Origin of the sequence: Micromonospora sp. NPDC007220 (genome assembly GCF_040634035.1) — a bacterium.
Classification (GTDB): domain Bacteria; phylum Actinomycetota; class Actinomycetes; order Mycobacteriales; family Micromonosporaceae; genus Micromonospora; species Micromonospora reichwaldensis.
Genome location: NZ_JBEYEU010000001.1, coordinates 334,513 through 360,258, shown reverse-complemented (window position 1 = coordinate 360,258; position 25,746 = coordinate 334,513). Strand labels below are relative to the sequence as shown.

Genomic DNA, 25,746 nt, shown 5'->3' with positions numbered 1-25,746 from the left:
TCAGGAGGCGCCGGGCTCCGGGCGGAGCAGCTCGCGGGCCGCCTCCAGGACCTCGACCACCGGCACGTCGGTGACGAAGGAGTCCCGGTGCGGGCACTCGCCGTCGCCGGGGCGGTGCGGGTAGATGCCCGGGGTGCAGTCCACGCCGCAGACCGGGCAGAGCACCGTCCACGAGCTGATCGGCCGGTGCCGGCCGCGCAGCAGGTTCGCCACCGTGATCAGGTTGCCGACCCAGAAGATGCCGACGGTCGCGGTGCCCACGGCGGCGGCCAGGTGCAGTGGCCCGGTGTCGTTGGAGACCACCAGCTCGCAGCCGGCGTAGCAGCCGGCCAGGCCGCCGAGGCTGAGCGTGCCCACCTGCGGCCGGACCGGCACCCCGGCCGCCGCGACCACCCGGTCCACCACGTCCTGCTCGGCGGGCGTGCCCGTGACCAGCACCTCGTACCCGTCGCCGACCAGCTCGCGGGCCACCTCGGCGAAGCGTTCGGCGGGCCACCGGCGGCGGGTGTCGGTGGCGCCGGGGTGCAGCGCCACTCTCGGCCGCTCCGCCGGGCCGAGCACCTCGGCCGCCTCGGCCCGGTCGGCGTCGGTCACGGCCAGCGCCGGGACGATCGTGGTGGCGCCCGCGCCGACCAGGCCGGCCACCTCCAGGTAGCGGATCACCTCCTGCTGGTAGTAGACGTACCGGATCCAGCGGTCCAGCGGCGGCGCGTCCTCGGCGCGCAGCCCGGCGGTGACCCGCGCCCCGAGGGCGGCGACGAACGGGTTGGAGTTGGCCCCGCCGCCGTGCAGCTGCAACGCCAGGTCGAAGCGTTCCCCGCGGGCCGCGGCCAGGAAGTCGTCAAGCGTCGACTCCGGCTCGCCCGGATCGGGACCCCGGATCCCCGGCGCGGGCGGCACCACCAGCACGCGGTCCACCGGCCCGGGCCGGTCGCGCCAGAACTTCGCGTGCCACGGCGCGCCGAGCAGCACGATCTCCGCTTCCGGGTACGCGGCCCGCAGCGCGTCCAGCGCCGGCAGGACGAAGATGAAGTCCCCGAGCGCGTTGGCGCGCAGCACGGCGATCCGCTCGACGTCGGGCACGCGGCCGCTGGCCGGGCCGAGCAGGTTCGGGGTGCCCACGCGGCTCGTTACGGCCGGTCGGTCTCGCCGACGGCGATGTCCGGGTGGTGCATCTCCCGGTCCGCGGCCGGGTCGAGGACGCTCGGCGTACCCCCGTCGGGGCCGGCGGGTCGGGGGCCGGTGCGGCCGACGGTGATGGTGCGCGGCGCGGGCCGGGCGGCCCGGGGCAGCCGCACCCGGAGCAGGCCGTGGTCCATGACCGCGTCGATGCTGTCGGGGTCCACCCGGGACGGCAGGTCGACCCGGTACTCGAAGCCCCTGGTCTCGAAGCCGCCGGGGATGCCGTGGTCGGCGTTGACCTCGGCCTCGGAGCGGGCCCGGACGCAGAGCTCGCGGTCGTCCAGTTCGACGGCCACCTCCTCCGGCGCCACGCCGGGCAGCCGCACCACGACCTCCCAGCCGTCGGCGGTCTCGGCCATCTCGACGTCCGGCGGCCCGGCCCGGCCCCCGACCAGCCGGCGCAGCTCCGAACGCAGCGACTGGAGTTCGCCCATCGGATCCCAGCCCTGCTGACGGCCGCGCCAACCCCGGCCGGTCCCGCCGCTCTGCTCGCTCATGCCGGCCCTCCGCTGACGACCCGCTCGCTGCGCTCGCTCATTGCACCTCTCCGATCCGGTGGGTGGCCGCCGGGGATCGCAGTGAGCTGGGCGCGTCCAGCCCGGCCTCCCGGTCCACGCCGACGCCGAGCCGGTCGACCAGTTCCCCGCCCAGCCAGGCGCTCACGCCGAGGATGGCCAGCGCGACCACCTCGATGGCGATCAGCGCGCCCCCGGCGGCCCGGGATTCGGCGTTGAGCCGGACCACCCAGATCGCGGCGAAGAGCAGGATCACCGCCACGTTGGCGGCGGCGTGGGTCAGCGCCACCCGCTTCGCGCGGGTGGCCGACGGGATGGCCAGCAGGTCGAACGTCCCGGCCGCCGCGGCCAGCAGGCCGCCGATCAGGCCGACGGTGATGTTCCAGTACGCGACCTCGCCGAGGAAGTCCGGCCCGCCGACGGTGTCCACCAGGTCGAACAGGACCGCGGTGACCAGCAGGCCGACCGGGAACATGACCAGCATCGGGTGGACGGGATGACCCAGCACCTTGAGCCGGCTCTCCATCGGGCCTCCACTGCTCGATATCTCCGGGCGGGTCGGGTCAGTCTCTCCGGGCGGGTCGGTCTCTCCGGGGCGGGTCGGGTGAGGCGGTACCCCCGCCCTGGAGGGACAAACCTCGCGCTGGTCGCGCTCTAGGCTGACTCGTGGCGGACACCCCGCCACCGGAGTCAACGCACGGGGGAGGATCACGTGACGGTGGACATCACCTCGCACGAGGAACTGCGCGAGCTGCTGGGGGCGCCGATGCCGCGCGCGGTGACCAAGGAGCGGCCCGTCCTGCACGCCCGGGACCGGGACTGGCTGGCCGCGTCGCCGTTCTGCCTGGTGGCGACGGCAGGCGCGGACGGCAGCTGCGACGTCTCGCCGAAGGGCGACCCGCCCGGCTTCGCGCTGGTGCTGGACGAGCGGACCATCGCCATCCCGGAACGGCCGGGCAACCGGCGCGCCGACGGCTACCGCAACATCCTGGACAACCCGCACGTCGGACTGATCTTCCTGATTCCCGGGCGTACGGACACGCTGCGGATCAACGGCCGGGCCCGGCTGGTCCGCGACGCGCCGTGGTTCGACGACATGGTGGTCAAGGGGCACCGCCCGATCCTCGCCGTGGTGGTGGAGATCGAGCAGATCTTCTACCACTGCGCCAAGGCGTTCCTGCGCTCCGAGTTGTGGCAGCCGGAGAGCTGGCAGCCGGACGCACTGCCGTCCCGGGCCCGGCTGATCAAGGAGGTCGAGAACCCGGCCGAGAGCCTGGCCGACCTGGAACGCCACTACGGCCCGAACTACGCCACCACCATCTACACCTGACACCTCGCCGTCAGCCCCTGAGCCCTCCCCTGTCCGCACTTGCCGCCTCGCCGTCAGCCCCTGAGCCCTCCCCTGTCCGCACTTGCCGCCTCGCCGTCAGCTTCTGAGCCCTCGCTCGTGCACACCTGACGCTTAGCCGTCAGCTCCTGAGCCCTCCCCCGCACTGGGCCATGTCTCCCGGGCCGCGTCCCCTGGCCGCCCGCGCGGGTGAGACACCGCGCTGCCACCCGCCGCAGATGTGGCACGCCGTTGGCCCCACCGCGCCACCCGCCAGGGCACCCACCCCAGTGAGCCCCTTGGTGATCAGGACGCCATGGACGTCAAGGGGCGCTTTTGACGTCCATGGCGTCCTGATCACCTCCGGTTGATGCGGTGTTGGGCGGCCATCGGCGGGTGGGTGTTGGGTGGGTGAGCGTGGTGGCGGCTGGGGTGTTGCTAAAGGGTTCTTTATAAAGATAGCTTTAGAGTATGTCGTTGCCCGAGGTGAAACTCTCCGACCCCAAGGCCCTGCGCGGGTACGCACACCCGCTGCGGATGGCGCTGATCGGTCTGCTGCGCCAGCAGGGCCCGATGACCGCGACCCAGGCTGCCGAGCGGCTCGGCGAGAGCGTCCCGAACTGCTCGTTCCACCTCCGGCAGCTCGCCAAGTACGGGCTCGCCGAGCGGGCACCCGGCGCCGACGCCCGCGAGCGGCCCTGGCGGGCCACCGCCCTCAACACCTCCTGGGACGACGTCTCGGACGACCCGCAGACCCGCGCGGCCGTCGACGAACTGAGCGCCGTCCAGCTCGCCCTCTACGTCCGCAAGGCCGAGGAGTTCCTGGCCCGACGCGCCGAGGAGTCGACGGCCTGGCGGGCGGTCACCGGCTTCGCCGACCGGCCGGTCTACGTCACCGTCGACGAGATGGCCGCGCTCAGGGCACGGATCGACGCCCTGGTCACCGAGTACGACGACCGGATCGCCGACCCGGCGAAGCGTCCGGCCGGCAGCCGGAAGGTCAGCCTCATCCGCCTGGCCCTCCTCGCCGACCCGCCACCCACCGATGCCCTCGCCGACGCCACCGGCCCTACCACCACCACCAATGACAGCCCGACCACCGCCAACACCAACACGGCCGTCGCCGGAGCCAGCCCGACCACCGACCACGCCAACGCGGCCACCACCGGCGCCGGCGGCGGGGACGGTGACGGTGGCGGTGACGGGGAGCTTCCGGTCAGCGGACCGGTTGCCCGCGACCTCGGTGAGCAGAGGGGCGACCGGTGAGTGGTCAGGCGACCGGCATCCCGGTTGCCGCCCCACCCGACGGTCCCGCCCGGCGCGGCCCGCTGCCCCGGTTGCTGCGCGAGCGCGTGTTCCGTCGGTACTGGTCGGCGCAGACCGTCTCGTACTTCGGCGACGAGATCTCCACTCTGGCCCTGCCGCTGCTGGCCGTGCTGGTCTTCGAGGCGACCCCCGCCGAGATGGGCTACCTGACCGCCGCCGCGCTCGCCCCGAACCTGCTCTTCTCGCTGCTCGCCGGCGCCTGGGTCGACCGGTACCCGCACAAGCGCCGGCTCATGATCCTGACGGACCTCGGGCGGGCGCTGCTGCTCACCGCCGTGCCGGTGGCGTACATGCTGGACCTGCTGACGATGCCGCAGCTCTACCTGGCGGCCTTCGCGGTCGGCACGCTCGCCGTGATCTTCGAGGTCGCCCGGGGGCCGCTCTTCGTCTCCGTGGTCGGGCGCGCCGACTACGTCGAGGCGAACACCCTCATCAACGGCAGCCGGGCGATGTCCCTGGTGGCCGGGCCGAGCATCGGCGGCGTCCTGGTGCAGGTGCTCACCGCGCCGATCGCCCTGGTCGCCGACGCGCTGTCGTACCTCGTGTCCGCGTACTTCCTGGTGCGCATCCGGCCGACGGAGCCGGCGCCCGCGCGCGGCGGTGGGCTGGCCCTCGGCGCCGGGCTGCGGTTCATCGCGCGGACGCCGATGATGCGCGCGACCGTGCTCGGCACCACCACGATCAACCTGTTCAACTTCATGTTCATCGCGCTCTTCGTGCTCTACGCCACGCAGGAGCTGGGCCTCGCGCCCGGCCTGCTGGGCGCCGTGCTGGGCGCGGGGGCGGTGGGCGGCCTGATCGGGGCGGCGCTCACCGGCCGGCTGGTCCGCCGCTTCGGCGTCGGCCCGACCCTGCTGGCCGGGTTCGTCCTCTTCCCCGCCCCCCTGGTGCTCATCCCCCTCGCCGGCGGGCCGACACCGCTGATGGTCGGGATGCTCTTCGCCGCCGAGTTCCTCTCCGCCGCCGGGGTGATGCTGCTCGACATCACGGTCGGCTCGGTGCAGACCGCGCTGACCCCGGAGGCGCTGCTGGCGCGGATCGCCGGGGCCCGGCGCACCATCAACTACGGCATCCGGCCGATCGGCGCGCTGCTCGGCGGCGCGCTCGGCACCGCCCTCGGCGTACGGCCGGCGTTGTGGATCGCGACGGCGGGCGCGCTCGCCGGGGTGCTGTGGGTCGCCTTCTCCCCGGTACGCCGCCTTCGCGGGCTCCCCGAGCAGGCCGACTGACCGGCCTCGACGGGCGATCGGCGGCCCTCCGATGTGGGGTGTCGGCAGGTCCGCCGGTTGAGTGCCCTCGGTCGGGGTAGGAGTTTCGTCGACGATGACGGCTCAACCTGACGAGGAGGATTGCCCGTGACCACGAAGGTCGAGAAGTCCATCGAAGTACAGGTTCCGGTCAGCACCGCGTACAACCAGTGGACGCAGTTCGAGGAGTTCCCCCGCTTCATGGGGGGCGTCCGTGAGGTGCGCCAGCTCGACGACAGGCGCATGCACTGGGTCGCCGAGATCGGTGGCGTCCAGCGCGAGTGGGACGCCAGGGTGCTGGAGCAGGTGCCCGACCGGAAGGTGGCCTGGGCGGCCACCGAGGGTGTGACCAACGCCGGCGCGGTCTACTTCCAGCCCGTCGACGCCGACCGCACCATGGTCAGCCTGCACCTCGAGTACGAGCCCGAGGGCCTGCTCGAGAAGGCCGGCGACAAGCTCAACATCATCGAGCGGCAGGCGGAATCCGACCTGCGGAAGTTCAAGACGTACATCGAGGAGCGCGGCGTCGAGAGCGGCGCCTGGCGCGGCTCGGTCGACAGCGGCCTCGGTGTCGGCACCCCGGGCGTCGAGCATGCCGCCGCCACCCGCGGCGACAGCGGCAGCGCCGGCGTGTCCGGCAAGGCCGTGGCGGCGGGCGCCGCCGTGGCCGGGGCCGCCGCAGCCGCCGGAGCCGCCGCGGCGGCGAAGCGCCGCTCTGACGCCGACGACCGGCCGGCCACCACGACGACCGACACGGAGTACGTGGTGACCGAGGTCGAGGTCGTTCCGGAGCCCGGCACCGCCGGCTACCCGCACCGCACCCTCTGACCTCCCCGCACGCCTGCCCCTGTCGGCGGACGGCCCGGTTCCCCGCGAACCGGGCCGTCCGCTCGTCTCGGTCCGGTCGGTGGCGTCAGCGCCCGTCGGCCTGCACAGTCCAGAGGTGACCGTCCGGGTCGGCGAAGGTGCCCGTGTAGCCCCAGGGCTGGGCAGCCGGCTCGACGACGACCTGCGCGCCGGCGGCCCGGGCCCGCCCGACGAGTTCGTCGACCTCGGCCGGCGTCGCGGCCGGGAGGCTGACGAGGCACTCGCTCTGCCCGCGCGGGGCCACCTCGTGGTCGCCGATGACCCAGCCGAAACCGCCGGTGGGCACCAGCATGACGCGGAGGCCGTCGTTGATGGCGTACTGCAGGGGCTCGGGGATGCCGTCCTCGGCCAACTCGCCGATGGCCTCCAGGCCGAGCCCCTCCGAGTAGAAGCGGTACGAGGTGGGGCGGTCGGCGATCGGCAGGGCGACGACGACGGGTGCGTACTGCATGAGGCTGCCTCCGGAGGGTTGACGACTGCGTACGGTCAGTGTGCGGGCCGTCGCGCGGAACTCCTGGTTGCCCCCGCCGTGGCGGGCGTGGTGTCAGGCGCTCCAGCCGGCCGGGTTGGTGCAGGACTCGCGGGAGATGCCCGAGCCGGTCTCCGGCCAGGCGCCGAAGCGCTCCCTGTGCAGCCTGGCGAAGAAGTAGCACATGGCCTCGTACGCGGTGTCGGGCAGAGCGACGGTCGGATCGGCGTGCACCGCCTCGTAGAAATCCCGCCCGAGCGCGACGATGTGGCCCCGGGAGTAGAGGAAACCGTCGTCGGAGCCGTCGGTCACCTCGTGCACGTCGGCCCGGTCGATGTCGTGCAGTTTGCGCTCGAGCACCCGGTCCAGGTCGGTCAGCTCCCGGCTGGACAGTCCCTCGGCGAGCTGGCGCAGGTTGTCGAGGAACCGGTCGAGCCACGCGTCGATGGCGTAGAGGCCCTCGTCGCCGGCTGCCGGGTCCCGCGTCGGCAGCGCGCGCCGGAGCGCGGCGGGCTCGTCGCCGAGCCGTTCCCAGGCCGCCTCGACGAGGGCCCAGAACCGGGCCTCCTCCTCGACGCTCGGCACCCGCACGCCATCCACCAGATCAGTCACGCCGGGAGGGTAGCGACGAGGACCGACAAAAGTCGTGGGTCGCCGACGTACGCCATGCCTCCCGGCCGTGGTCGCCGCCGGCAGGGCCGCGGCACCGCGCGGTCGGGTCGGGCCCGCCGGGGTCAGCGACCGTCGGCGCGGGCGTGCCGGCCGCCCGCGGCGGGCGCCGCCGGGACCGCGCCCTGCTCCGGGTGCCGGGCGGCCCGCTCGGAGACCAACTGGCCGAACAGCCCGCTGGGTCGGCCGCAGTCTCCGCACAGGAAGTTGTCGTCGAGTCGCCCGCCGCCGCAGTGGTCGCAGCGACCCCGGTCGCGCGGGTCGTGGTACGCCCGCAACGCCTCCACCAGGGCGCGGGCGACCGGGGCGCTCAGCGCCAGCCGCGACTCCACGCCCCGCAGGCCGACGACCAGCTCGCCCTGCGGCGCGGCGGCCGGATCGAGGGCGTCGACGCGGGCCACGAAGTCGCGGAGGGCGGCCAGGACGTCATCGGGTGCGGGCATGCGTCGACCGTACGACACGCCTCGCCACCTCGGCGGCCCGTCGTCGCCCGCGAGATCCACCGGCATCTCCCCGCACCCGTCACGCCCACCCGCCCTGCCATCCATAGGGGCATTCGACCCGCAGCGCGTCTCCAGGTGCGCGGCCGATAGGGGTCACCTCTCTGTGTGATTGCCGGCATCATCGTGCCTGCGACGACCGTCCGGTCCGCCAGCCGCCGGCGCCTGCGGGAACTCTCGCGAACATCCTGGGAAGGGACCAACTTGTCCACTCGTCGTCAACTGCTGCGCCTCGGTGCGGCGTCGGGCATCATCGGGGCGACCAGCGGCCTGGCCAGCCTCGCCGGAAGGTTGGGCGCAGCCCCCGCAGCGGCAGGGGTAGCCTCCCCGACGCCCCCGCCCGTGACCCCGTTCACCGTCCCGTTGACCGTGCCGCAGACCCTGCGCCCGGTGCTGCGGACCGCCACCACCGACTACTACTCGGTCACGATGCACCGCAGGCGCCTGGAGATCGTGCCGGGCACCCGCACCGAGGTGTACACCTACAACGGCGACCTGCCCGGCCCGACGATCCGCGCTACGTCGGGTCGGCGGGTGGTGGTACGCCAGCGCAACCGGCTGGACATGCCCACGGCGGTGCACCTGCACGGCGGCGCCACCGCCCCCGGCGACGACGGCTCGGGCGACGCCACGATTCCGCCCGGCGGCGAGCGGGTCTACAACTATCCGAACCGGCAGCCGCACGCCACGCTCTGGATGCACGACCACACCCACCACATGGAGGCCGAGCACCTCTACCGGGGCCTGTCCAGCCTCTACCTGCTCACCGACCGCACCGAGACGGCGCTCCCGTTGCCCCGCGGCCGGTTCGACGTCCCGCTGGTGCTACGCGACGCGCACCTGGACGCCAACGCTCAGCTGGTCTGGACCATGGACGACGCCGACAACCGGACCACCCTGCTGGTCAACGGGCGGCCGTGGCCGCGCTTTGAGGTACAGGCCCGCCGCTACCGTTTCCGTTTGGTCAACTCAAGCAATCTGCGGTTCTTCCTGCTGCGGCTCGCCGACGGCGGGGACATCACGGTGATCGGTTCCGACGGAGGCCTGCTGGAGGCACCGGTCACCATGCAGCACCTGCTGTTCTCGCCCGGCGAACGGCTCGACGTGGTGATCGACTTCGCCCGCTACCAGCCTGGCACCTCGGTGGTGCTGCAGAACCTGATGGGGCCGGGCCCGGCCGAGCAGGTAGGCCAGGTGATGCGCTTCGACGTCGTACGGGCGAAGGGGCGGGACCGCACCTCGGTACCGCAGCGGCTGCGCACCCTGCCTCCACTGCCCACGCCGACCGTGCGCCGCAACATCGAGCTGCGGATGGACGAGCCGGGCTCCGGTGGGCACCAGGCGTACATCGACGGCAAGGTCTTCGATCCGGCGCGGATCGACACCACCATCGCCTGGGGCAGCACCGAGGAGTGGACGGTGACCAACGCCAACGCCTTCATGCCGCACAACTTCCACATGCACCTGGTGCAGTTCCGGGTGCTCGGCCGCAACGGCGCACCGGCCGATCCCACCGAGTCCGGCCTGAAGGACACTGTGATCGTCTGGCCCGGGCAGAGCGTACGGCTCCAGGCCACCTTCGACACCTGGCGCGGGGTCTACCCGTACCACTGCCACATGGTCGACCACAGCGCGATGGGCATGATGGCCAATCTCAAGATCGTCTGATCCGACCCGCTGGGAGAGTCACACGGGCCAGGACCCGGCCCCGGGCCTTCGGTGCCCGGGGCCGGGTCGTTGCGCGGGCAGCTTGGCGTGGCACGGGGGTGCGGGCCATGTGCGGACGGGATCTCGACGGGCGTGACCGACCTGGAGAAACGAAGAAGCCCAGGTCGTTGACCTGGGCTTCTTCACCGAGCCGCCTGACGGAATCGAACCGTCGACCTACGCATTACGAGTGCGTCGCTCTAGCCGACTGAGCTAAGGCGGCAACGATCAGCAAGTGTACGGCACGACCCGCCGGCGGGCCGAGCGGGTTCCCCATCCGGACATCCGACCCCGAACCGTCGTCCGCCGGACAGCGACCGCCGTCGGCCGGGACTACGCTGCGGCGGGTGAACGACGATCGCGCCCCCGACGTGGATCCACAGGACGGCGCGGCGGAGAGTGCCCACACGAGCGAGTCGGCGGGCGGGCGGGCGGCGCGCCGGCCACGCGGCACCGATCCCCGGGAGCTGGGCTTCACCCCGCGCAAGCCGGTGCCGTGGCTCGCGCCGTTCCTGCTGATCAGCACCGGCATCCGTACGCTCCTGGCGATGCTCTTCGGGGCGTACCTGGACAAGCGCGAGCTGCAGAACTCCCTCGACGCGGGCATCGCGCGGCAGGTCGGGCCGGACGGCGGGCTCTGGCTGGACTACGTGGCCGACCTGGGCGACGGATTCAACGCCACCTACTCGGTGGCGTACCTGATCGCCCAGCCCGAGCTGGAGGTGGACGGGCACCGGCTGCCCCGCGCGCAGACCCTGGTGATGGGCGGTGACCAGGTCTACCCATCGGCGGCCTTCGAGGCGTACGAGGACCGGTGCAAGGGGCCCTACCAGGCCGCGCTGCCGGTCACCCCGCCCGAGCGGCCCACGCTCTTCGCGGTGCCCGGCAACCACGACTGGTACGACGGCCTGACCGCCTTCCTGCGGCTCTTCGTCCGGTCCCGGGACCGGCACTTCGGCGGCTGGGAGACCGGGCAGTCCCGCTCGTACTTCGCGGTGGAGCTGCCCGCCGGCTGGTGGCTGCTCGGTCTCGACGACCAGTCCGGCTCGTACCTGGACGACCCGCAGCTCACCTACTTCGACCGGGTCGCCGAGCGGCTGGGCCCGCAGAGCCGGGTGATCCTGGCCGTGCCGGCGCCGACGTGGGTCAAGGCCGCCGACCACCCCACGGCGTACGACTCGATCGACTACTTCATCCGTACGATCGTCGCGCCCACCGGGGCCCAGGTGCGGCTGCTGATCTCCGGCGACCTGCACCACTACGCCCGCTACGCCGGCCCGGACCGCCAGCTGATCACCTGCGGGGGCGGCGGCGCGTACCTCTACCCGACGCACCAGCTCCCAAAGCGCATCGAGGTGCCGCCGCGCGACACCCTCGCCCGGCGGGCCAGCGTCTCCCACCCGTACGAGCTGGCCGGCCGCTACCCGGAGCAGGCCCGCTCCCGGCGGTACGCGTGGGGGATCTTCCCCCGCCTGCCGCTGCGCAACCCGGGCTTCACCACCCTGCTGGGCACCCTGCACACGCTGCTGATGCTGGCGATGGCCGGCGTCGCGACCAACCCGAGCGGGACGGACCAGCGGCTGTTCAGCGTGCCGCTGATGGCGATGCTGATCGTCACGATGCTCGCGGCGGCGTTCTTCGCCAAGCCGCCCAGCTCCGGCGGCAAGCGGCACGCCCGGCACTGGATCCTCGGCGTGGGCCACGGCCTGGCCCAGATCGGGCTGGCCGCCGCCGGCACCTGGGCGTGGCTGGCCCTGCCCTTCTACGACTGGCCGTGGCCGCTGCCGGCCGTCGCCGCGGCGGTGCTCTACGGCCCGGTGAGCGGGCTGGTGGCGAGCCAGTTGGTGGCCGCGTACCTGCTGGTGGCGGGCGCGTTCGGGGTGAACCTCAACGAGCTCTTCGCCGGGCAGGGCATCGAGGACGCCAAGGCGTTCCTGCGGCTGCGCATCGATCCCGACGGGACCCTGACGATCTACCCGATCGCCGTCGACCGGGTGTCCCGCGACTGGCAGGTCAACCCCGACCAGTCCCCGGAGTCCTCCTGGCTGGCTCCGAAGCGGCCGCTGCGACCCCGCCTGGCCGAACCCCCCACGACCCTCACCTGACCCTGCCCCGGGGCAGGGCAGGCGGGGGTGGAGGAAGGGTGGGCTAGGAGGTGTAGTGCTGGTCGTGGGCCTGGCGGGGGCCGCAGACCGAGGCGCGGGAGCAGGAACAGCGGGAGCCGTCAGCGTCGAGACGTACCGTGACGGAGTCCCGGGGAACGCTGTGGCCGACGACCCGGCCGTCGCCCTCCGGCGTCGACACGCGCGTGCCGATCGCCGGGGCCGACTCCTGGAACCGTTGGTAGAGCGGGTGCTCGTACTTGAGGCAACACATGAGCCGGCCGCACGCCCCGGAGATACGCAGCGGGTTGAGCGGCAGGTCCTGGTCCTTCGCCATCCGGATGGTGACCGGCTCGAAGTCGTTGAGGAAGGTGGCGCAGCAGAGGTCCCGGCCGCAGGAGCCGATGCCGCCCTGCACCCGCGCCGAGTCCCGGGCGGAGAGCTGCCGCAGCTCGACCCGGCAGTGCAGGGTGGCGCCGAGGTCCCGGACCAACGCGCGGAAGTCCACCCGGTGCGGGGCCGTGAAGTAGATGGTGCTCCGCTCGCCACCACCCTCGGCGGCGCCCAGCACATGGTCGATCGCCACCACCTTCATCGGCAGGGCGTGCTCCCGGATCAGCCGCTTCGCCGCGACCTTGGCCTCGGCCTTGCGGCGGCGCACCGTCTCGTCGCGACGCAGGTCCTCCTCGCCGGCCAGGCCGGCCAGCCGGGGGAAGCCCTCGGTCTCCTCGGTGACCCACTGCGCCGCCCAGACGCACTCGGCCACCTCGGGCCCGTCGTCGGTGGGCACCAGCACCTTGTCGCCGACCTGGGGACGCAGCTCGCCCGGGTCCAGGTAGTAGAGGCGCCCGTACCGCTGGAAGCTGACCGCGCAGAGCATGCCCATGCCTCACACCCTACGACGCGCGGGCCGGGGCGGCCGGGCCGGCAGTCGCCATCCGGCTACCGCGCGTGCATCCGGGGTCCGTCACCAGCCGACGCGGGTGGGGGTGTCGTAGCGGGGGCGGTCGACCACGGGCGCCCGCCAGCGGGACTCGGCGAGGCTCGGCGCCCACTGGCGCAGCAGGGTCTCGGCCCCGTCGTACGCGACGCAGAGCACCGCCAGCACCCGCGCGGCGATCTCGGCGGCCTCGGTCGCGCCCGGACCCGCGGCTGCCCGGTGCCCCGGTGCGCCGCCCGGCGTCGACGTCGCGGCGACCACGGTCACCGCCTCGGCACACCGGAGGACGTCGGCGAGCGCCCGGGCCAGTGCGAGCCGGCTGCCCTCCACCCAGTCGGCGAGCGCGTCGGCGTAGCCGGCCGTCGACTCCAGCCGGCCGACCAGGCTCTCCGGCCCCTCGTCGAGGTGGCGCAGCAGGGCCGCCCGGGCCTGCCCGTAGGACGACGCGGCCGGGCCGGACCAGAGCACCGGGTCGGTCAGCGCGGCGCAGGCGTCGTCGTAGCCCCGCATCAGGCGGCGCGCGGTGTGGCCGGCGGCGGCCAGCGGTGCCGGATGCAGGTCGAGGAAGTTGCGGACGGCCTCGCCGGGAAGCACCTGCATCCGGCGCAGCAGCGGCCACACGCGATGCCCCTCGGGGGCCCCCGCAGCGAGCAGCGTGTCGACCCGGCGGAGCAGGTCGAGGCCGGGCTCGGCGAGCCGGTCCAGCGCGTCCATCACGCCTCCCCGGTCAGCCGGTGGCGAGCGGCGCGGTCGACGTCCGCGTAGTGGTCGGCGGCGGCCCGCACCGCCGCTGCGGCGGCGGCCAGCCGCTGGGCGGCGACGTGCGCCTCCCGGGCCCGGTCGCCGGTGGCGGCGGTCCACTGCCGGTGCAGGGCCCGCCCGATCTCCCCGGGCCGGCCGGGGGCGTAGACGCCGAACGCGGCCTGCGCCGGGTCGCCGGCGGTGACCGTGCGGGACACGGCGGTCATGGTCTCGCTCGCCTCGTCGAGCCGGGCGGCGAGGGCGCGCAGGCTCTCCATCTCAGGCTCCCGCCAGCGGCCGGTAGGCGGCGAAGGTCTCGTTGTGCAGCTTCTCCCGGGCCCACTGGGCGGCGTCGGCCGCCGCGGTGACCGCCGCCTGCACCGAGCCGGCGACGTCGCGGGGGTTGCGGGTGTGCAGCGGGCCCAGGAAGCGCACGTCGGTGATCCGCCCGCCGGCGGTGACCACCACCTCGACCAGCCCGTCGGGCGACCGCACGGTGACCTCGACGGTCGACACCGCCTGGTCGAACTCGGTCTGGAGGGACTCGATCCGGCGGTAGCGCCGCACCGCCTCCTCGATCCAGGCCTCGTCGATCTCCCCCCGCGGCATCGGCGGACCCCTCCCGGAACAGGAAAATCACTGTGCGTGCTGCCACCGTCACGGCGGCACACCGGACCGTACCGCACAGCAATTGCGCCTGTCGATGCCTGTGGACAACCGGTCCGGCCGCCGGGACTCCGGGGGCGGGTCGGCCGCTGAAGCCCCGGCTCGGGCGGTCCGGTCGGCGGGCTCAGCCCTTCCAGAGCGAGAGCATCATCGCCTCGACGGCGATCCGGGGCTTGACGTTCGCCTCGATCGCCGCCCGGCACTCCAGCACCGCTTCCAGGCGGCGCAGCGCCCCCTCGGCGTCCCATTTCTGCGCGCCCGCCCCGGCCAGCGCGGCGGTGTCGGTGTGCACCGGCGCGACGGGGGCGCGCAGCGCCATGGTGAGCGCGTCGCGGTAGAAGCCGGCCAGGTCGACCAGCGCCCGGTCCAGCGCGTCCCGCTGGGCCCGGGTGGCCCGGGACTTCTGCCGCTTCTCCAGGTCCTTCAGTTGCCCGGCGGCGCCCCGGATGGCGCCGGCCGCGCCCCGCCCGGTGCCACCGGCGCCGAGCGCGGTCTCCAGCGCCGCCCGCTCGGCCGCGGCGGTCTCCGCGACGGATGCCTCGGCCTCCGCCTCGGCCGCCTCGATCAGCGCCGACGCCGCGTCGAAGGCGGCACCCACGCCGGTCAGCCGGCGCGGCACCGCGAGCACCGCCTCCCGGCGCGTGCGCGCCTCCGGGTCGCGGGCCAGCCGGCGGGCCCGTCCCACGTGCCCCTGCGCCGCCGCCGCGGCCCAGCGCGCCACGTCGGGCGCGACGCCGTCCCGGCGGGCCAGCACCTCGGCCACCGCCTCCGGTGCCGGCTGCACCAGCGGTACGACCCGGCAGCGCGACCGGATGGTCACCGAGATGTCGTCCGGGTGGGTCGACGGGGCGCAGAGCAGGAAGACCGTCCGCGGCGGCGGCTCCTCGATGGCCTTGAGCAGCGCGTTGCCGGCCGCCTCGGTGAGCCGGTCCGCGTCCTCGATGACCACCACCTGCCAGCGCCCGCCGGACGGGGTGCTGGCGGCGCGCAGCACCAGCGCCCGCATCTCGTTGACGCCGATGGAGAGCCCCTCCGGCACCACCATCCGGACGTCGGCGTGGGTGCCGGTCATCGTGGTGTGGCAGCCGGGGCACCCGCCGCAGCCGGTGCCGTACGCGCACTGGAGGGCGGCGGCGAAGGCCCGCGCCGCCACCGACCGGCCCGACCCGGGCGGCCCGGTGAAGATCCAGGCGTGCGTCATCCCCGCCCCCGCGTCGACGACGGGCGCCGGCTGACCGCCGTCGGACTCGTCGGCGAGCGCGTCGAACTCGTCCCCGGCGGCGTCGGTCGTGGGTGGGGCGGCGGCGCGCAGCACGGCGGACGCCGCGGCGGCGGCCCGGCGCAGCGTGTCGACCGCCTCGTCCTGCCCGACCAGGTCGGCGAAGACGTCGGGCATCAGGTCCGGCGCTCCATCGGTACCAGCTCCGATTCGGATAACTCCGGCTGCACCGAGGTGTCCGGTCCCTGCGCGGGGCGCGGGTGCACGATGCCGCCGGGGCTGCCGAACATCTCCTCGACCCGCCGGGCCACCTGCCCGGTGATCTCCTCGACCGGGCGGGACGCGTCGAGCACCAGGTAGCGCTTCGGGTCGGCGGCGGCGAGGTCGAGGAAGGCGTAGCGGACCCGCTCGTGGAAGGCGACGGACTCGGCCTCCAGGTGGTCGGCCGCCTCGGCACGCGCCGCCACCCGGGCCAGGCCGGTGTGCGGTTCGACGTCCAGCAGCACCACCAGGTCGGGCTTGAGCCCGCCGGTGGCCCACGACGAGAGCCAGGAGACCTCGTCGACGGGGAGCGTCCGCCCTGCCCCCTGGTACGCCAGGGACGAGTCGACGTACCGGTCGCTGATCACGACCGCGCCCCGGACGAGCGCCGGCCGGACGACGGTGGCCACGTGGTGCGCCCGGTCGGCGGCGTAGAGCAGCGCCTCGGCGCGCGGCGACGGCACGTCGGAGCCGGGCGCGCCGAGCAGCAGCGACCGGATCCGCTCGCCGACGGCGGTGGCCCCCGGCTCGCGGGTCACCACCACGTCGCGCCCCTGCCCACGCAGCCGCTCGGCGAGCGCGGCGAGCTGCGTGGACTTGCCGGCGCCCTCGCCGCCCTCGAAGACCACGAAGAGGCCGGCGGAGACGAACGGCTCGGCCGGCATCAGCGGGCGTCCCCGGATCGAGCCCCAGAGGTCGGCCAGGACGGGAACGCCCTTCTTGTCGTCCATCTGCCCGAACGCGCTGATCCCGGCGAAGATGCCGGCGGCGCCGGCGGCGAGCAGCAGCAGTCGGGTGGACGAGATCGACACGCCCAGGTCGGCCAGTTCCAGCCGGCGCGAGCCGCCGACGCCGGCGAGCAGGCTGCTGAGGCCGATCGCGAGGATCAGCACCAGCCGGGTGCCGATCTGCACCACCGCGAAGACCCGGCCGCGCACCTCGTCGGCGATCTCGCCGCCGAGCAGGGTGGTGCCGGAGAGGAAGGCCATGCCGGCGCCCGCGCCGACCAGGACCGCGCCGACCATCGCCATGGAGAGGTGGATGGCGAACGCCAGGGCCATCACCGATGCGCTGGCCAGCACGATGCTCATGCCGAACCAGCGCCGCCGGGACATCTCCTTGACGATCATCGGGCCGAGCCCGATGCCGAGCGCGAGGCCGACGAAGATGGCGCCGAAGAGCAGGTAGAAGGCGGCGTCACCGGCGCCGAGCGAGGTGGCGAAGAACTTGGCGGTGCCGATCACGATGCCGCCGCCGGCGAACGCGCCGAAGATGCCGAGCACCAGGCCGCGGACCAGCGGGGTCTGGCCGATGTAGCGCCAGCCCTCCTTGAACTGGCGCATCATGCTCTGCTCGGTGCGGTCCGTCTCGGCGGACTGCCCCTGGCTGATCTCCTTGATGCCGTACGCCACCACCAGCGCGGTGGCCAGCCGGGAGAACGCGTTGAACCAGAGCGCCAGGTCGGCCGGCGCGGCCCAGTCCGGCGTCGAGCCCCCGGTGGCCCCCCGCACGATGCCGTCGAGCGCGGCGAGGATCAGCGCGGCGAGGATGGGGGTGAGGCCGTACGTGGTGATCAGCGTGAGCTGGTTGGCGGCCTCCAGCCGGGCGCGCGGGATCAGGTTGGGGACCGCGGCCTCCTTGGCCGGGATCCACAGCAGCGTGATCGACTCGATCAGGAAGGTGGCGATCGCCGCCCAGCCGACCACGACCGGCCCGCTCGCCCCGAGCAACGCGACCAGCGGGATCGAGGCGAAGAGCAGGAAGCGCAGCACGTCGCAGATGACCATGGTCCAGCGCCGGTCGAACCGGTCGGCGAACACGCCGGCGACCGGGCCGAGCACCAGCGCCGGCAGCAGCCGGATGGCGATCACGCCACCGAACGCGGCGCCCTGGGCGGTGCTGCCCTCGACCTGGGAGGCGGCGAAGACGCTGGTGGCGAGCAGGCCGAACCAGTCGCCGAAGGAGGCCGCGCCGAGCACGATCCAGAGCCGGCGGAACGGGGTGATCCGCAGCACCGAGCGGATGGCGGCGTAACCGGAGTGGTCCGGGCCGGGCTTCTCGGTGGCGCCGCTGGGCTTGGACGAGGACGACGACACGCCGGGCGACTCGCCGTTGAACTGGCTTTCGATGGCCGTACCTCCACGTGCCGGCCCATCGCTGGGCAGTCCCGGTGGAACACTCTAGACCCGGCGGGGACCCACCCCGCCGCGACATTCTCCTGTTCGTCGAGCCTAGGCCGCCGCAGCCACCGCCCGCAGCCCGGACAGACGCGAGGGTATTTCGCATTGGCTCCCAGACAGTTAGCGTGCACACGTGGCCATCGAAAGCGACAAACTTCGTGACCGCCTCGACCGGGCGACCGCGCACCTCGACCCGCCGTACGCCGTCGTGGACCTCGCGGCCTTCGACGACAACGCCGCCGCGCTGGCAGAACGGGCCGACGGCAAGCCGGTCCGGATCGCCAGCAAGTCGGTCCGCGCCCGGGACCTGATCGGCCGGGCGCTGGGGCGTCCCGGCTGGCGGGGCGTGATGGCCTTCACCCTGCCCGAGGCGCTCTGGCTGGTCCGCGCCGGCGTGACCGACGACGCGCTGGTGGCGTACCCCACGGCCGACCGGGGGGCACTCGCCGCGCTCGCCGCCGACCCGGCGCTCGCCGCGGCCGTCACGCTGATGATCGACGGCACCGACCAGCTCGACCTCGTCGACGCCGTGTGCCCGCCCGGGCGCCGCCCCGAGCTGCGGGTCTGCCTCGACCTGGACGCCTCCTGGCGACCGCTGGGCGGGCGGGTGCACGTCGGGGTGCGCCGCTCGCCGGTGCACAGCGCCCGGGCCGCCGGTACGCTCGCCGCCACCGTCGCCGACCGCGCCGGCTTCCGGCTGGTCGGGCTGATGGCGTACGAGGCGCAGATCGCCGGCCTCGGCGACGCGCCGCCCGGGCGGGCGGTGCTCGGCTCCGCGATCCGGCTGGCCCAGCGCGGGTCGTACCGCGAGTTGCTGGCCCGCCGGGGCGCGGCGGTGGCCGCCGTACGCGAACACGCCGACCTGGAGTTCGTCAACGGCGGCGGCACCGGCAGCGTGGCCGCGACCAGCGCCGATCCCGCGGTCACCGAGGTCACCGCGGGATCGGGCCTGTACGGACCGACGCTGTTCGACGCGTACCGCGCCTGGCGCCCCACCCCGGCGGCGGCCTTCGCCTGCGCGGTGGTCCGCCGCCCGGGGCCCGGCCTGGCCACCGTGCTCGGCGGCGGCTGGATCGCCTCCGGCCCGGCCGAGGACAGCCGGCTGCCCCGGCCGTGGCTGCCGGAGGGCCTCAAGCTGATCGGCACCGAGGGGGCCGGCGAGGTGCAGACCCCGCTGGCCGGCACGGCGGCCGGCGCGCTGCGGGTCGGCGACCGGGTCTGGTTCCGGCACGCCAAGGCCGGCGAGCTGTGCGAGCGCGTCAACGAGTTGCACCTGATCGAGGGGGACGCGGTCGTGGCCACCGTGCCCACCTACCGGGGCGAGGGCCACGCCTTCCTCTGATCCGGCCGCCCAGCGCGGCACCGCCAGCTTGCGCCCGCGTCGGCGAGACCCTCCGTCGGGCTGGTCAGCCGTCGGCCGGGTTGATCGCCGTCGCCCGCCGGCCGGGCTGGTCGACCGCGGCCCGGCTGGTCGGCCGTCGGCCGGGTCAGCCGGACTGGTTGGCGTCGGCCGGGGCGTCGACCTGGCGGTGCAGGTACTCCCGGATCAGCGCCTTCGCCTCGGCCAGGACCCGGTCGTCGCCCTCGGGCAGCCGGCGGAACGCCAACTTGATCAGCGCGTCGGCCGCCTCCACGGCGATCTCCAGGTGGAACCGGAGGTCGGGGACGTCGAGCCCGAAGCGCTCGGCGAGTACGCGGGCCAACTGGTCCGCGATCACGCCGTTGTTGTCCCGCTGCTCGTCGAGCAGGTGCAGGTCGACCACGTCGCCGAAGTGCAGGGTACGGAATCCCGGAACGGTGCGGTGCATCGTGATGTACTCGTCGATGCCCGCGTCGACCCCGTCCCACCAGTGGGTCAGGTCGTCGGAGGCGAACCGCTCGTCGAGCCGCTGGAGGTAGGACTCCATCGTGCGCAGGGTCAGCGCCTGCACGATCGCCCGCTTGTCCGGGAAGAACTGGTAGACCGACCCGATCGCCACCTCGGCACGCTCGGCGAGCAGGGTCGTGGTCAGACCCTCGTACCCCACCTCGTCGACGAGTTCTGCACAGGCGTCCAGCATCCGCTGGACCCGTGCGACACTTCGACCCTGCACCGGTACGCGGCGCAGCGGCCCGGCTGTGGCGGCTGGTGTGGACACTCGCCACCCCCCTTCGACGGATGAACATATCTGCACGTCACGGGTTCGTGACTACCGGTACAACGAGCAAACCTCGATTGCGGTATTTACCTGCGACAACGTTGCTGATATGAAGTCAGTTCACATTCATGTGGAGGAGTGCGCATGGCCGGTACCACACCGCCCACCCTGGCAGCCTGGTCCAACTGGGCCGGCAACCAACGCGCCACCGCCACCACCATCCTGCGCCCCGCCTCCCTCGCCGACGTCACCGAGGCTGTCCGCGCCGCCGCGGCGGCCGGGGACCGGATCCGGGCGGTGGGCAGCGGCCACTCCTTCACCGGCGTCGCGGTCACCGACGGACGACGCATGGAACTGACCCACCTGGACACCGGGGTACGCGTCGACGCCGACCGCCGACTGGTCACCGTACCGGCCGGGATCACCCTGCGCGCACTCAACGAACTGCTCACCGCACACGGCCTGGCCCTACCCAACCTGGGCGACATCGACGCACAGACGATCGCCGGCGCGATCTCCACCGGCACCCACGGCACCGGCGCCGCCTACGGCTGCCTGTCGACGTTCGTCGAGGCGCTCACCCTCGTCACCGGCACCGGCGAGGTGCTGCGCTGCTCCGCCGACGAGCACCCCGACGTCTTCGCCGCCGCCCGGGTGTCGCTGGGCGCGCTCGGGGTGCTCGTCGAGGTGACCCTGCGCTGCGTGGACGCCTTCGTGCTGCGCGCCCACGAGCGGCCGGCGCCGCTGGCGGCCGTGCTCGACGAACTGCCCGCGCTGATCGACAGGCACGACCACGTCGAGTTCTACTGGTTCCCGTACACCGCCCGAGTGCAGGTCAAGGCCAACGACCGGGTGCCCGAAGACGACCGGCCACTGCCCCGGTGGCGCGGCTGGCTGGACGACGAGTTCCTCTCCAACACTGTCTTCGCCGGGGCCTGCCGGCTCGGCCGCGCCGTGCCGGCGCTCGCCCCCGGCATCAGCGCCGTCTCCGCCCGCGCACTCACCGAACGCCGCTACACCGGCCGCTCCGACCAGGTCTTCTGCACCCCGCGCCGGGTCCGCTTCATGGAGATGGAGTACGCCCTGCCGCGCGACGCCCTGCCCGAGGCGCTCGACGCGCTGCGGCGCATCGTCGACGGGCTGCCGTTCAAGGTGCTCTTCCCGGTCGAGGTGCGGTTCACCGCCGCCGACGACATCTGGCTCTCCCACGGCTACGGGCGCGAGTCGGCGTACGTGGCCGTCCACCAGTACGTCGGCATGCCGTACGAGCCGTACTTCCGGGCCTTCGAGCAGGTCGCCGCGAGCCTCGGCGGCCGGCCCCACTGGGGCAAGCTGCACTGGCGCGACGCGGAGTCGCTCGCGACGGCCTACCCCCGCTGGGCGGACTTCCAGGCGCTACGCGCCCGCCTGGACCCACACCACCTCTTCACCAACCCCCACCTGACCCGAACCCTCGGCTGACACACCGCCCCCGCCCTGGCGCGCGGCGGCGCCGCTCGCCGCTCGCCGCTCGCCGCTCGCCGCTCGCCGAGCGATCTTGGCAAGGAGCGGCCCTCGGAGGGGCCGGGAGCTGCCAAGATCTTGTGGCGGGCGTCAGCCCGGCCAGCCCGCTCTGCGCAGTGCCGTACGGAGTTGGGCGATGACCTCGGCCGGGTGGGCGCGGAGGGCCCAGGACGGGAATCGAAGGACGCGATCCCCTTCGACCCACAGGTCGTTCTGACGGCGCATGTCGGCCCAGGCCGCACGCGGGTCGAGATGCTGGCCGCCGTCGATCTCGACGTGCACTCTCCACTCCTCGAAGTACGCGTCGAGGTAGCGGCGCCGTCCCGTGGTGTCGTACCTGATCTTCTGTCGAGTGGGTTCGGGCAGCCCGGCGCGGCGCGTCAGAGTCAGGAAGTCCAACTCGGCCAGGGAGTGCGCCCCGCCGCCCGCGTCCGTGGCGACGCTCAGGATCAGTTTCCGGCGACGCAGCCGTGGCATCCGGTCGAGGACCTCGCGCAGCTCCTCCTCGCACACGATCCGTTGCTGGAAGCCTGCCGCGACGATCGCCCGGGCCTCCGCGTCGGTACGCGCCCACTGCGCCGCGTCCACGACCGACCGGGCGGGCATCGTCCGACGTGGCTGCCCGACCGCGAGCACGTCCCGCTCCGGCAGATGGGTCGTCCGGTGCGCCACCACACGTTGCGGCAGCTCTCGCCGCCGGCCGGCCGGCAGCAGGAGGTGGATCGCCAGGTCGGAAAAGCCGCGCAGCCCTCCCGCCTGGGCGGCGGTGAGCCCACCGAGCATCGCGCCCGGCCCGGCGGCCAGCACCGCGATCCATCGGAGCTGGGCGGGACCGATCGGCCCGCTGTGGGCCACGAAGACGGCACGGTGGACGTGTCGCCACCGTCTGCTGGTCACCCGGTGCCGGATCGCCTTGTGGGACAGGTGTCGCAGCGCCTGGTCGAGGCTGATCACCTCGTCCTGCCGGAAGAGCAGCCAGGTCAACTCGTCGGCGTCGTCGCCGGGCACCGCCCGGCCCAGGGCCGCCGGGGGTTGCGTGAAGCGCAATCTCACGCCCTCCACCCTGCCCACGAGGCACCGCCACGCGCTGCCCCTGTGGACAATGCAAGAGATCTTGGCAGGCGGTGGCCCTTCGAGGGGCCTGGACCTGCCAAGATCTCTTGCGACGCCAGCTTGCGAGGCGGCCGGGGGGTCAGTCGGGGCTGGGGGTGGTGGCCTTTCTCGGGGCCGCCTTCTTTGCCGGGGTCTTCCTGGCGGTGGTGGCCTTGGCCGTCGTGGTCTTCTTCGCCGCCGTCGACTTGGTCGCCGCGGCCGTCTTCTTCGCCGCCGTGGCCTTCTTCGCGGGCGCCTTCTTCGCGGCGGCCTTCTTCTTCGGCGCCGGCCCCTTCGCCCGCTTCTCGGCGAGCATCTCGGAGGCTTCCTCGATGCTCAGCGCCTCCGGGGTCTGGCCGCGCCGCAGCGACGCGTTCGTCTCGCCGTCGGTGACGTACGGGCCGAACCGGCCGTCCTTGATGACCAGCGGCTTCTCGGTCAGCGGGTCGACGCCCATCTCCCGCAGCGGCGGCGCGGCGGCGCGGCGCTGGCGGGCCTTCGGGGCGGACAGCAGGGCCAGCGCCTCGTCCAGCGTGACGGTGAACATCTTCTCTTCGGAGTCCAGCGAGCGGAACTCGTCGCCCTGCTTGACGTACGGGCCGTAGCGGCCGTTGTTCGCCAGGACCTCGGCGCCGTCCGGGGCCACCCCGATCAGCCGGGGCAGGCTCAGCAGCTTCAGCGCCTCGTCGAAGGTCAGCGAGTCCGGCGACTGCGAGCGCAGCAGCGACGACTTGCGCTCGCCACTGGCCACGTACGGGCCGAAGCGGCCCGACTTGAGCAGGATCGGCTCACCGGTGGCCGGGTCGTCGCCGAGCTTGCGCTCGCCCCCGCCGCCGAGGAACAGCTCGTGCACCTTCTCCGGGGTCAGCTCGTCCGGCGCCAGCCCCTCGGGGATCGGGGCCCGGTCGCCCTGGCCACCGCCCTCCTCACCCTCGGCGGCCGGCGCCTGCTGCTCGCCCGGCACCGCCCGCTGGAGGTACGGCCCGTAGCGGCCCACCCGCACGACGACCTCGCGGCCCTCGTCGTCGGTGAACAGCGGGATGGAGTTGACGCTGCGCGCGTCGATCTCGTTGATGTTCTCGGTGACCAGCTTCTTCAGCCCGCCCGAGCGGGCGATGTCCCGGTCGCCGGCGCCGTTGGCGCCGCCGAAGTAGAACGCGGTGAGGAAGTCGACGGCGGCGTGGTCACCGCCGGCGATCTCGTCCAGCTCGTTCTCCATGCTGGCGGTGAAGTCGTAGTCGATCAGGCGCGGGTAGTGCCGCTCCAGCAGGCCGATCACGGCGAAGGCCAGGAAGGTCGGGATCATCGCCTGGCCGCGCTTGGTCACGTAGCCGCGGTCCTGGATCGTCTGCATGATCGACGCGTACGTCGACGGGCGGCCGATGCCCAGCTCCTCGAGGGCCTTCACCAGCGACGCCTCGGTGTAGCGCGACGGTGGCTGGGTGTGGTGGCCCTGCGCGGCCAGTTCGTCGGCGGTGAGCGGCTGGCCCTTGACCAGGTTGGGCAGGCGACGCTCGGCGTCCTCGGCCTCGGCGTTCTCGTCGTCGCTGGACTCGACGTACGCCCGCAGGAAGCCCGGGTCGGTGATGGTCTTGCCGGTGGCACCGAAGTCGGCCTCCTCCTGGGCGGAGGAGACGGCGCGGATGCGCACCGAGACGCTCGAGCCGACGGCGTCGGTCATCTGCGAGGCGATGGTGCGCCGCCAGATCAGCTCGTAGAGCTTGAACTCCTCGGCGGAGAGCTCCTTGGCCACGTCGCCCGGGGTGCGGAAGTTGTCCCCCGCCGGGCGGATCGCCTCGTGCGCCTCCTGCGCGTTCTTCACCTTGCCGGTGTAGCGGCGCGGCTCCGGCGGCACGCTGCGCTCGCCGTACAGCTCGACGATCTGCCGGCGGGCCGCCGTGATGGCGGTTTCCGACAGGTTCACCGAGTCGGTACGCATGTAGGTGATGTAGCCGTTCTCGTAGAGGCGCTGCGCGGTGCGCATCGTCTGCTGCGACGAGAACCGCAGCTTGCGGGCCGCCTCCTGCTGGAGGGTGGAGGTGATGAACGGCGCGTACGGGCGGCGGCGGTAGGGCTTCTCCTCGACCCGGGTGACGGTGAACGGCCGGCCCTCCAGGCGGGCCGCGAGGCCCCGGGCGCCCCCGGCGTCGAGGTGGACCACGCCCGCGCCGGCCTTCACCCGGCCGGTGGTCGGCTCGAAGTCCTTGCCGGTGGCGATCCGGTCGCCGTTCAGCGCGACCAGGGTGGCGTTGAAGTTGCGGGGCCCCTCGCTGGCGTCCGTCACGGCCAGGGTGGCCAGGATGTCCCAGTACTCCGCCGTGCGGAAGGCCATCCGCTGCCGCTCGCGCTCCACCACGATCCGCGTCGCCACGGACTGCACCCGGCCCGCCGAGAGCTTCGGCATGACCTTCTTCCACAGCACGGGCGAGACCTCGTAGCCGTAGAGGCGGTCGAGGATGCGCCGGGCCTCCTGGGCGTCGACCAGGTCCCGGTCGATCTCGCGGGGGTTGGCCACCGCGGCCTGGATGGCCGGCTTGGTGATCTCGTGGAAGACCATCCGCTTGACCGGCACCTTGGGCTTGAGCGTCTCCACCAGGTGCCAGGCGATCGCCTCGCCCTCGCGGTCCTCATCCGTCGCCAGGAAGATCTCGTCGACCTCCTTGGCCAGCTTCACCAGCTTGCTGATCTGCTGCTTGCGGTCGGCGGAGACCACGTAGAGGGCGTGGAAGCCGTTGTCGACGTCCACCCCGAGCCGGGCCCACGACTCGCCCTTGTACTTGGCCGGCACGTCGGCGGCGTTGCGCGGGAGGTCCCGGACGTGGCCGAAGCTGGCCTCCACGACGTACCCCGGGCCGAGATAGCCCGAGATCGTCTTGGCCTTCGCCGGTGACTCGACGATGACCAGACGGGTGGTTCCAGCGTTGCTCGGCACGTCTCTCCCCGACCTCACTCCTGCTCGCAGCCACCGGCGCCCGGTTCGGGCCACTCTCTGCCCGCCGACCCCCGGCGGCCCGGATGTCCAACGTAACGCGCCGTCCGCGTTTCGGGTTTCGCGGGCGGCAAACCGTCCCGGCGGGGCGGCCTCTTTCTCCGCC

At 73.5% G+C, this 25,746-nt stretch carries 22 protein-coding genes, 1 tRNA gene and 1 pseudogene; 8 read left to right on the top strand and 16 right to left on the bottom strand.

Going from position 1 to position 25,746, the window contains the following annotated elements; all coding sequences use genetic code 11:
- From ABZ573_RS01800 to ABZ573_RS01790, 3 genes are read right to left on the bottom strand one after another with little or no spacing between them, the layout of a single operon-like run.
- A complete protein-coding gene (locus tag ABZ573_RS01800) occupies positions 1 to 1,122 on the bottom strand; it encodes a glycosyltransferase family 9 protein (RefSeq protein WP_358114702.1) in 1,122 nt (373 codons plus the stop codon).
- An 8-nt stretch (positions 1,123 to 1,130) separates the two neighbouring features.
- A complete protein-coding gene (locus ABZ573_RS01795; protein WP_151456573.1) occupies positions 1,131 to 1,679 on the bottom strand; it encodes an Hsp20/alpha crystallin family protein in 549 nt (182 codons plus the stop codon).
- 37 nt (positions 1,680 to 1,716) lie between these two features.
- The gene (locus tag ABZ573_RS01790; protein WP_151456572.1) at positions 1,717 to 2,223 is read right to left on the bottom strand and encodes a DUF2231 domain-containing protein; all 507 of its coding nucleotides are present in this window, start codon (positions 2,221 to 2,223) and stop codon (positions 1,717 to 1,719) included.
- Between the two features lie 186 nt (positions 2,224 to 2,409).
- On the opposite strand from ABZ573_RS01790, the gene ABZ573_RS01785 reads away from it, so the two are divergent.
- From ABZ573_RS01785 to ABZ573_RS01770, 4 genes and pseudogenes are all read left to right on the top strand, one after another.
- Entirely contained in the window at positions 2,410 to 3,027 is a 618-nt protein-coding gene (locus ABZ573_RS01785) for a pyridoxamine 5'-phosphate oxidase family protein (protein ID WP_132232018.1), read from the top strand.
- A gap of 468 nt (positions 3,028 to 3,495) precedes the next feature.
- Positions 3,496 to 4,290, top strand: a complete 795-nt coding sequence (locus ABZ573_RS01780) for a helix-turn-helix domain-containing protein (RefSeq protein WP_358114698.1) — start codon at positions 3,496 to 3,498, stop codon at positions 4,288 to 4,290.
- A 62-nt stretch (positions 4,291 to 4,352) separates the two neighbouring features.
- Positions 4,353 to 5,579: an MFS transporter gene (locus ABZ573_RS01775; RefSeq protein ID WP_358116084.1), complete on the top strand. Its 1,227-nt coding sequence runs from the start codon at positions 4,353 to 4,355 to the stop codon at positions 5,577 to 5,579.
- A gap of 126 nt (positions 5,580 to 5,705) precedes the next feature.
- A pseudogene (locus ABZ573_RS01770) lies at positions 5,706 to 6,155 on the top strand (SRPBCC family protein); the annotation flags it as partial.
- 355 nt (positions 6,156 to 6,510) lie between these two features.
- Here ABZ573_RS01770 and ABZ573_RS01765 read toward each other — a convergent pair.
- The 3 genes from ABZ573_RS01765 to ABZ573_RS01755 form a co-directional block, all read right to left on the bottom strand.
- Positions 6,511 to 6,915, bottom strand: a complete 405-nt coding sequence (locus tag ABZ573_RS01765) for a VOC family protein (protein ID WP_358114695.1) — start codon at positions 6,913 to 6,915, stop codon at positions 6,511 to 6,513.
- A gap of 93 nt (positions 6,916 to 7,008) precedes the next feature.
- Entirely contained in the window at positions 7,009 to 7,545 is a 537-nt protein-coding gene (locus ABZ573_RS01760; protein WP_327030300.1) for a DUF4240 domain-containing protein, read from the bottom strand.
- Positions 7,546 to 7,667: 122 nt separating this feature from the next.
- A complete protein-coding gene (locus ABZ573_RS01755) occupies positions 7,668 to 8,045 on the bottom strand; it encodes a hypothetical protein (protein ID WP_327030299.1) in 378 nt (125 codons plus the stop codon).
- A gap of 261 nt (positions 8,046 to 8,306) precedes the next feature.
- Between ABZ573_RS01755 and ABZ573_RS01750 the strand changes: the two genes are divergently transcribed.
- Positions 8,307 to 9,770, top strand: coding sequence for a multicopper oxidase domain-containing protein (locus tag ABZ573_RS01750; protein WP_358114692.1), 1,464 nt, complete (start codon positions 8,307 to 8,309; stop codon positions 9,768 to 9,770).
- Positions 9,771 to 9,958: 188 nt separating this feature from the next.
- Here the strand turns inward: ABZ573_RS01750 and ABZ573_RS01745 are convergent.
- Positions 9,959 to 10,032: transfer RNA gene (locus ABZ573_RS01745), tRNA-Thr, on the bottom strand.
- Between the two features lie 148 nt (positions 10,033 to 10,180).
- Between ABZ573_RS01745 and ABZ573_RS01740 the strand changes: the two genes are divergently transcribed.
- A complete protein-coding gene (locus tag ABZ573_RS01740) occupies positions 10,181 to 11,914 on the top strand; it encodes a metallophosphoesterase (RefSeq protein WP_358116081.1) in 1,734 nt (577 codons plus the stop codon).
- Positions 11,915 to 11,957: 43 nt separating this feature from the next.
- Here ABZ573_RS01740 and ricT read toward each other — a convergent pair whose 3' ends face one another.
- The 6 genes from ricT to tmk all read right to left on the bottom strand — a co-directional run bounded on the left by ricT (position 11,958) and on the right by tmk (position 17,753).
- The gene (ricT, locus tag ABZ573_RS01735; protein ID WP_151453437.1) at positions 11,958 to 12,797 is read right to left on the bottom strand and encodes a regulatory iron-sulfur-containing complex subunit RicT; all 840 of its coding nucleotides are present in this window, start codon (positions 12,795 to 12,797) and stop codon (positions 11,958 to 11,960) included.
- A gap of 81 nt (positions 12,798 to 12,878) precedes the next feature.
- On the bottom strand, positions 12,879 to 13,565 hold the full coding sequence (locus ABZ573_RS01730; protein WP_151453436.1) for a hypothetical protein: 687 nt from the start codon (positions 13,563 to 13,565) through the stop codon (positions 12,879 to 12,881).
- Entirely contained in the window at positions 13,565 to 13,870 is a 306-nt protein-coding gene (locus ABZ573_RS01725; protein ID WP_358114688.1) for a hypothetical protein, read from the bottom strand. The genes ABZ573_RS01730 and ABZ573_RS01725 overlap by 1 nt, the downstream gene beginning before the upstream one ends.
- Before the next feature lies 1 nt (position 13,871).
- Complete coding sequence (locus ABZ573_RS01720) at positions 13,872 to 14,201, bottom strand: YbaB/EbfC family nucleoid-associated protein (protein WP_121397041.1); 330 nt, start codon at positions 14,199 to 14,201, stop codon at positions 13,872 to 13,874.
- A gap of 181 nt (positions 14,202 to 14,382) precedes the next feature.
- A complete protein-coding gene (locus ABZ573_RS01715; RefSeq protein WP_358114684.1) occupies positions 14,383 to 15,654 on the bottom strand; it encodes a DNA polymerase III subunit delta' in 1,272 nt (423 codons plus the stop codon).
- Positions 15,654 to 17,753: a dTMP kinase gene (gene tmk / locus ABZ573_RS01710; RefSeq protein ID WP_151453445.1), complete on the bottom strand. Its 2,100-nt coding sequence runs from the start codon at positions 17,751 to 17,753 to the stop codon at positions 15,654 to 15,656. The genes ABZ573_RS01715 and tmk overlap by 1 nt, the downstream gene beginning before the upstream one ends.
- A gap of 298 nt (positions 17,754 to 18,051) precedes the next feature.
- Here tmk and ABZ573_RS01705 point away from each other — a divergent pair, with 298 nt between their 5' ends.
- Positions 18,052 to 19,260, top strand: a complete 1,209-nt coding sequence (locus tag ABZ573_RS01705; protein ID WP_358114681.1) for an amino acid deaminase/aldolase — start codon at positions 18,052 to 18,054, stop codon at positions 19,258 to 19,260.
- 145 nt (positions 19,261 to 19,405) lie between these two features.
- Here ABZ573_RS01705 and ABZ573_RS01700 read toward each other — a convergent pair whose 3' ends face one another.
- On the bottom strand, positions 19,406 to 19,978 hold the full coding sequence (locus ABZ573_RS01700) for a TetR family transcriptional regulator (RefSeq protein ID WP_151453433.1): 573 nt from the start codon (positions 19,976 to 19,978) through the stop codon (positions 19,406 to 19,408).
- Positions 19,979 to 20,200: 222 nt separating this feature from the next.
- On the opposite strand from ABZ573_RS01700, the gene ABZ573_RS01695 reads away from it, so the two are divergent.
- Positions 20,201 to 21,517: a D-arabinono-1,4-lactone oxidase gene (locus ABZ573_RS01695; RefSeq protein WP_358114678.1), complete on the top strand. Its 1,317-nt coding sequence runs from the start codon at positions 20,201 to 20,203 to the stop codon at positions 21,515 to 21,517.
- Between the two features lie 132 nt (positions 21,518 to 21,649).
- Here ABZ573_RS01695 and ABZ573_RS01690 read toward each other — a convergent pair whose 3' ends face one another.
- Together ABZ573_RS01690 and topA are read right to left on the bottom strand one after the other, a co-directional pair.
- Positions 21,650 to 22,612, bottom strand: a complete 963-nt coding sequence (locus ABZ573_RS01690; protein WP_358114675.1) for a DUF559 domain-containing protein — start codon at positions 22,610 to 22,612, stop codon at positions 21,650 to 21,652.
- Positions 22,613 to 22,751: 139 nt separating this feature from the next.
- The gene (gene topA, locus ABZ573_RS01685) at positions 22,752 to 25,583 is read right to left on the bottom strand and encodes a type I DNA topoisomerase (RefSeq protein ID WP_151453430.1); all 2,832 of its coding nucleotides are present in this window, start codon (positions 25,581 to 25,583) and stop codon (positions 22,752 to 22,754) included.
- Positions 25,584 to 25,746 lie beyond the last annotated feature (163 nt).

What these genes read in the sequence shown, in the direction of transcription:
- ABZ573_RS01695 (WP_358114678.1), top strand. Translation starts at nt 20,201, where the DNA reads ATGGCCGGTACCACACCGCCCACCCTGGCAGCCTGGTCCAACTGGGCC.
- ABZ573_RS01725 (WP_358114688.1), bottom strand. Translation starts at nt 13,870, where the DNA reads ATGGAGAGCCTGCGCGCCCTCGCCGCCCGGCTCGACGAGGCGAGCGAG.
- ricT (WP_151453437.1), bottom strand. Translation starts at nt 12,797, where the DNA reads ATGGGCATGCTCTGCGCGGTCAGCTTCCAGCGGTACGGGCGCCTCTAC.
- ABZ573_RS01780 (WP_358114698.1), top strand. Translation starts at nt 3,496, where the DNA reads ATGTCGTTGCCCGAGGTGAAACTCTCCGACCCCAAGGCCCTGCGCGGG.
- ABZ573_RS01790 (WP_151456572.1), bottom strand. Translation starts at nt 2,223, where the DNA reads ATGGAGAGCCGGCTCAAGGTGCTGGGTCATCCCGTCCACCCGATGCTG.
- ABZ573_RS01715 (WP_358114684.1), bottom strand. Translation starts at nt 15,654, where the DNA reads ATGCCCGACGTCTTCGCCGACCTGGTCGGGCAGGACGAGGCGGTCGAC.
- ABZ573_RS01700 (WP_151453433.1), bottom strand. Translation starts at nt 19,978, where the DNA reads ATGCTGGACGCCTGTGCAGAACTCGTCGACGAGGTGGGGTACGAGGGT.
- ABZ573_RS01765 (WP_358114695.1), bottom strand. Translation starts at nt 6,915, where the DNA reads ATGCAGTACGCACCCGTCGTCGTCGCCCTGCCGATCGCCGACCGCCCC.
- ABZ573_RS01755 (WP_327030299.1), bottom strand. Translation starts at nt 8,045, where the DNA reads ATGCCCGCACCCGATGACGTCCTGGCCGCCCTCCGCGACTTCGTGGCC.
- ABZ573_RS01795 (WP_151456573.1), bottom strand. Translation starts at nt 1,679, where the DNA reads ATGAGCGAGCAGAGCGGCGGGACCGGCCGGGGTTGGCGCGGCCGTCAG.
- ABZ573_RS01720 (WP_121397041.1), bottom strand. Translation starts at nt 14,201, where the DNA reads ATGCCGCGGGGGGAGATCGACGAGGCCTGGATCGAGGAGGCGGTGCGG.
- ABZ573_RS01730 (WP_151453436.1), bottom strand. Translation starts at nt 13,565, where the DNA reads ATGGACGCGCTGGACCGGCTCGCCGAGCCCGGCCTCGACCTGCTCCGC.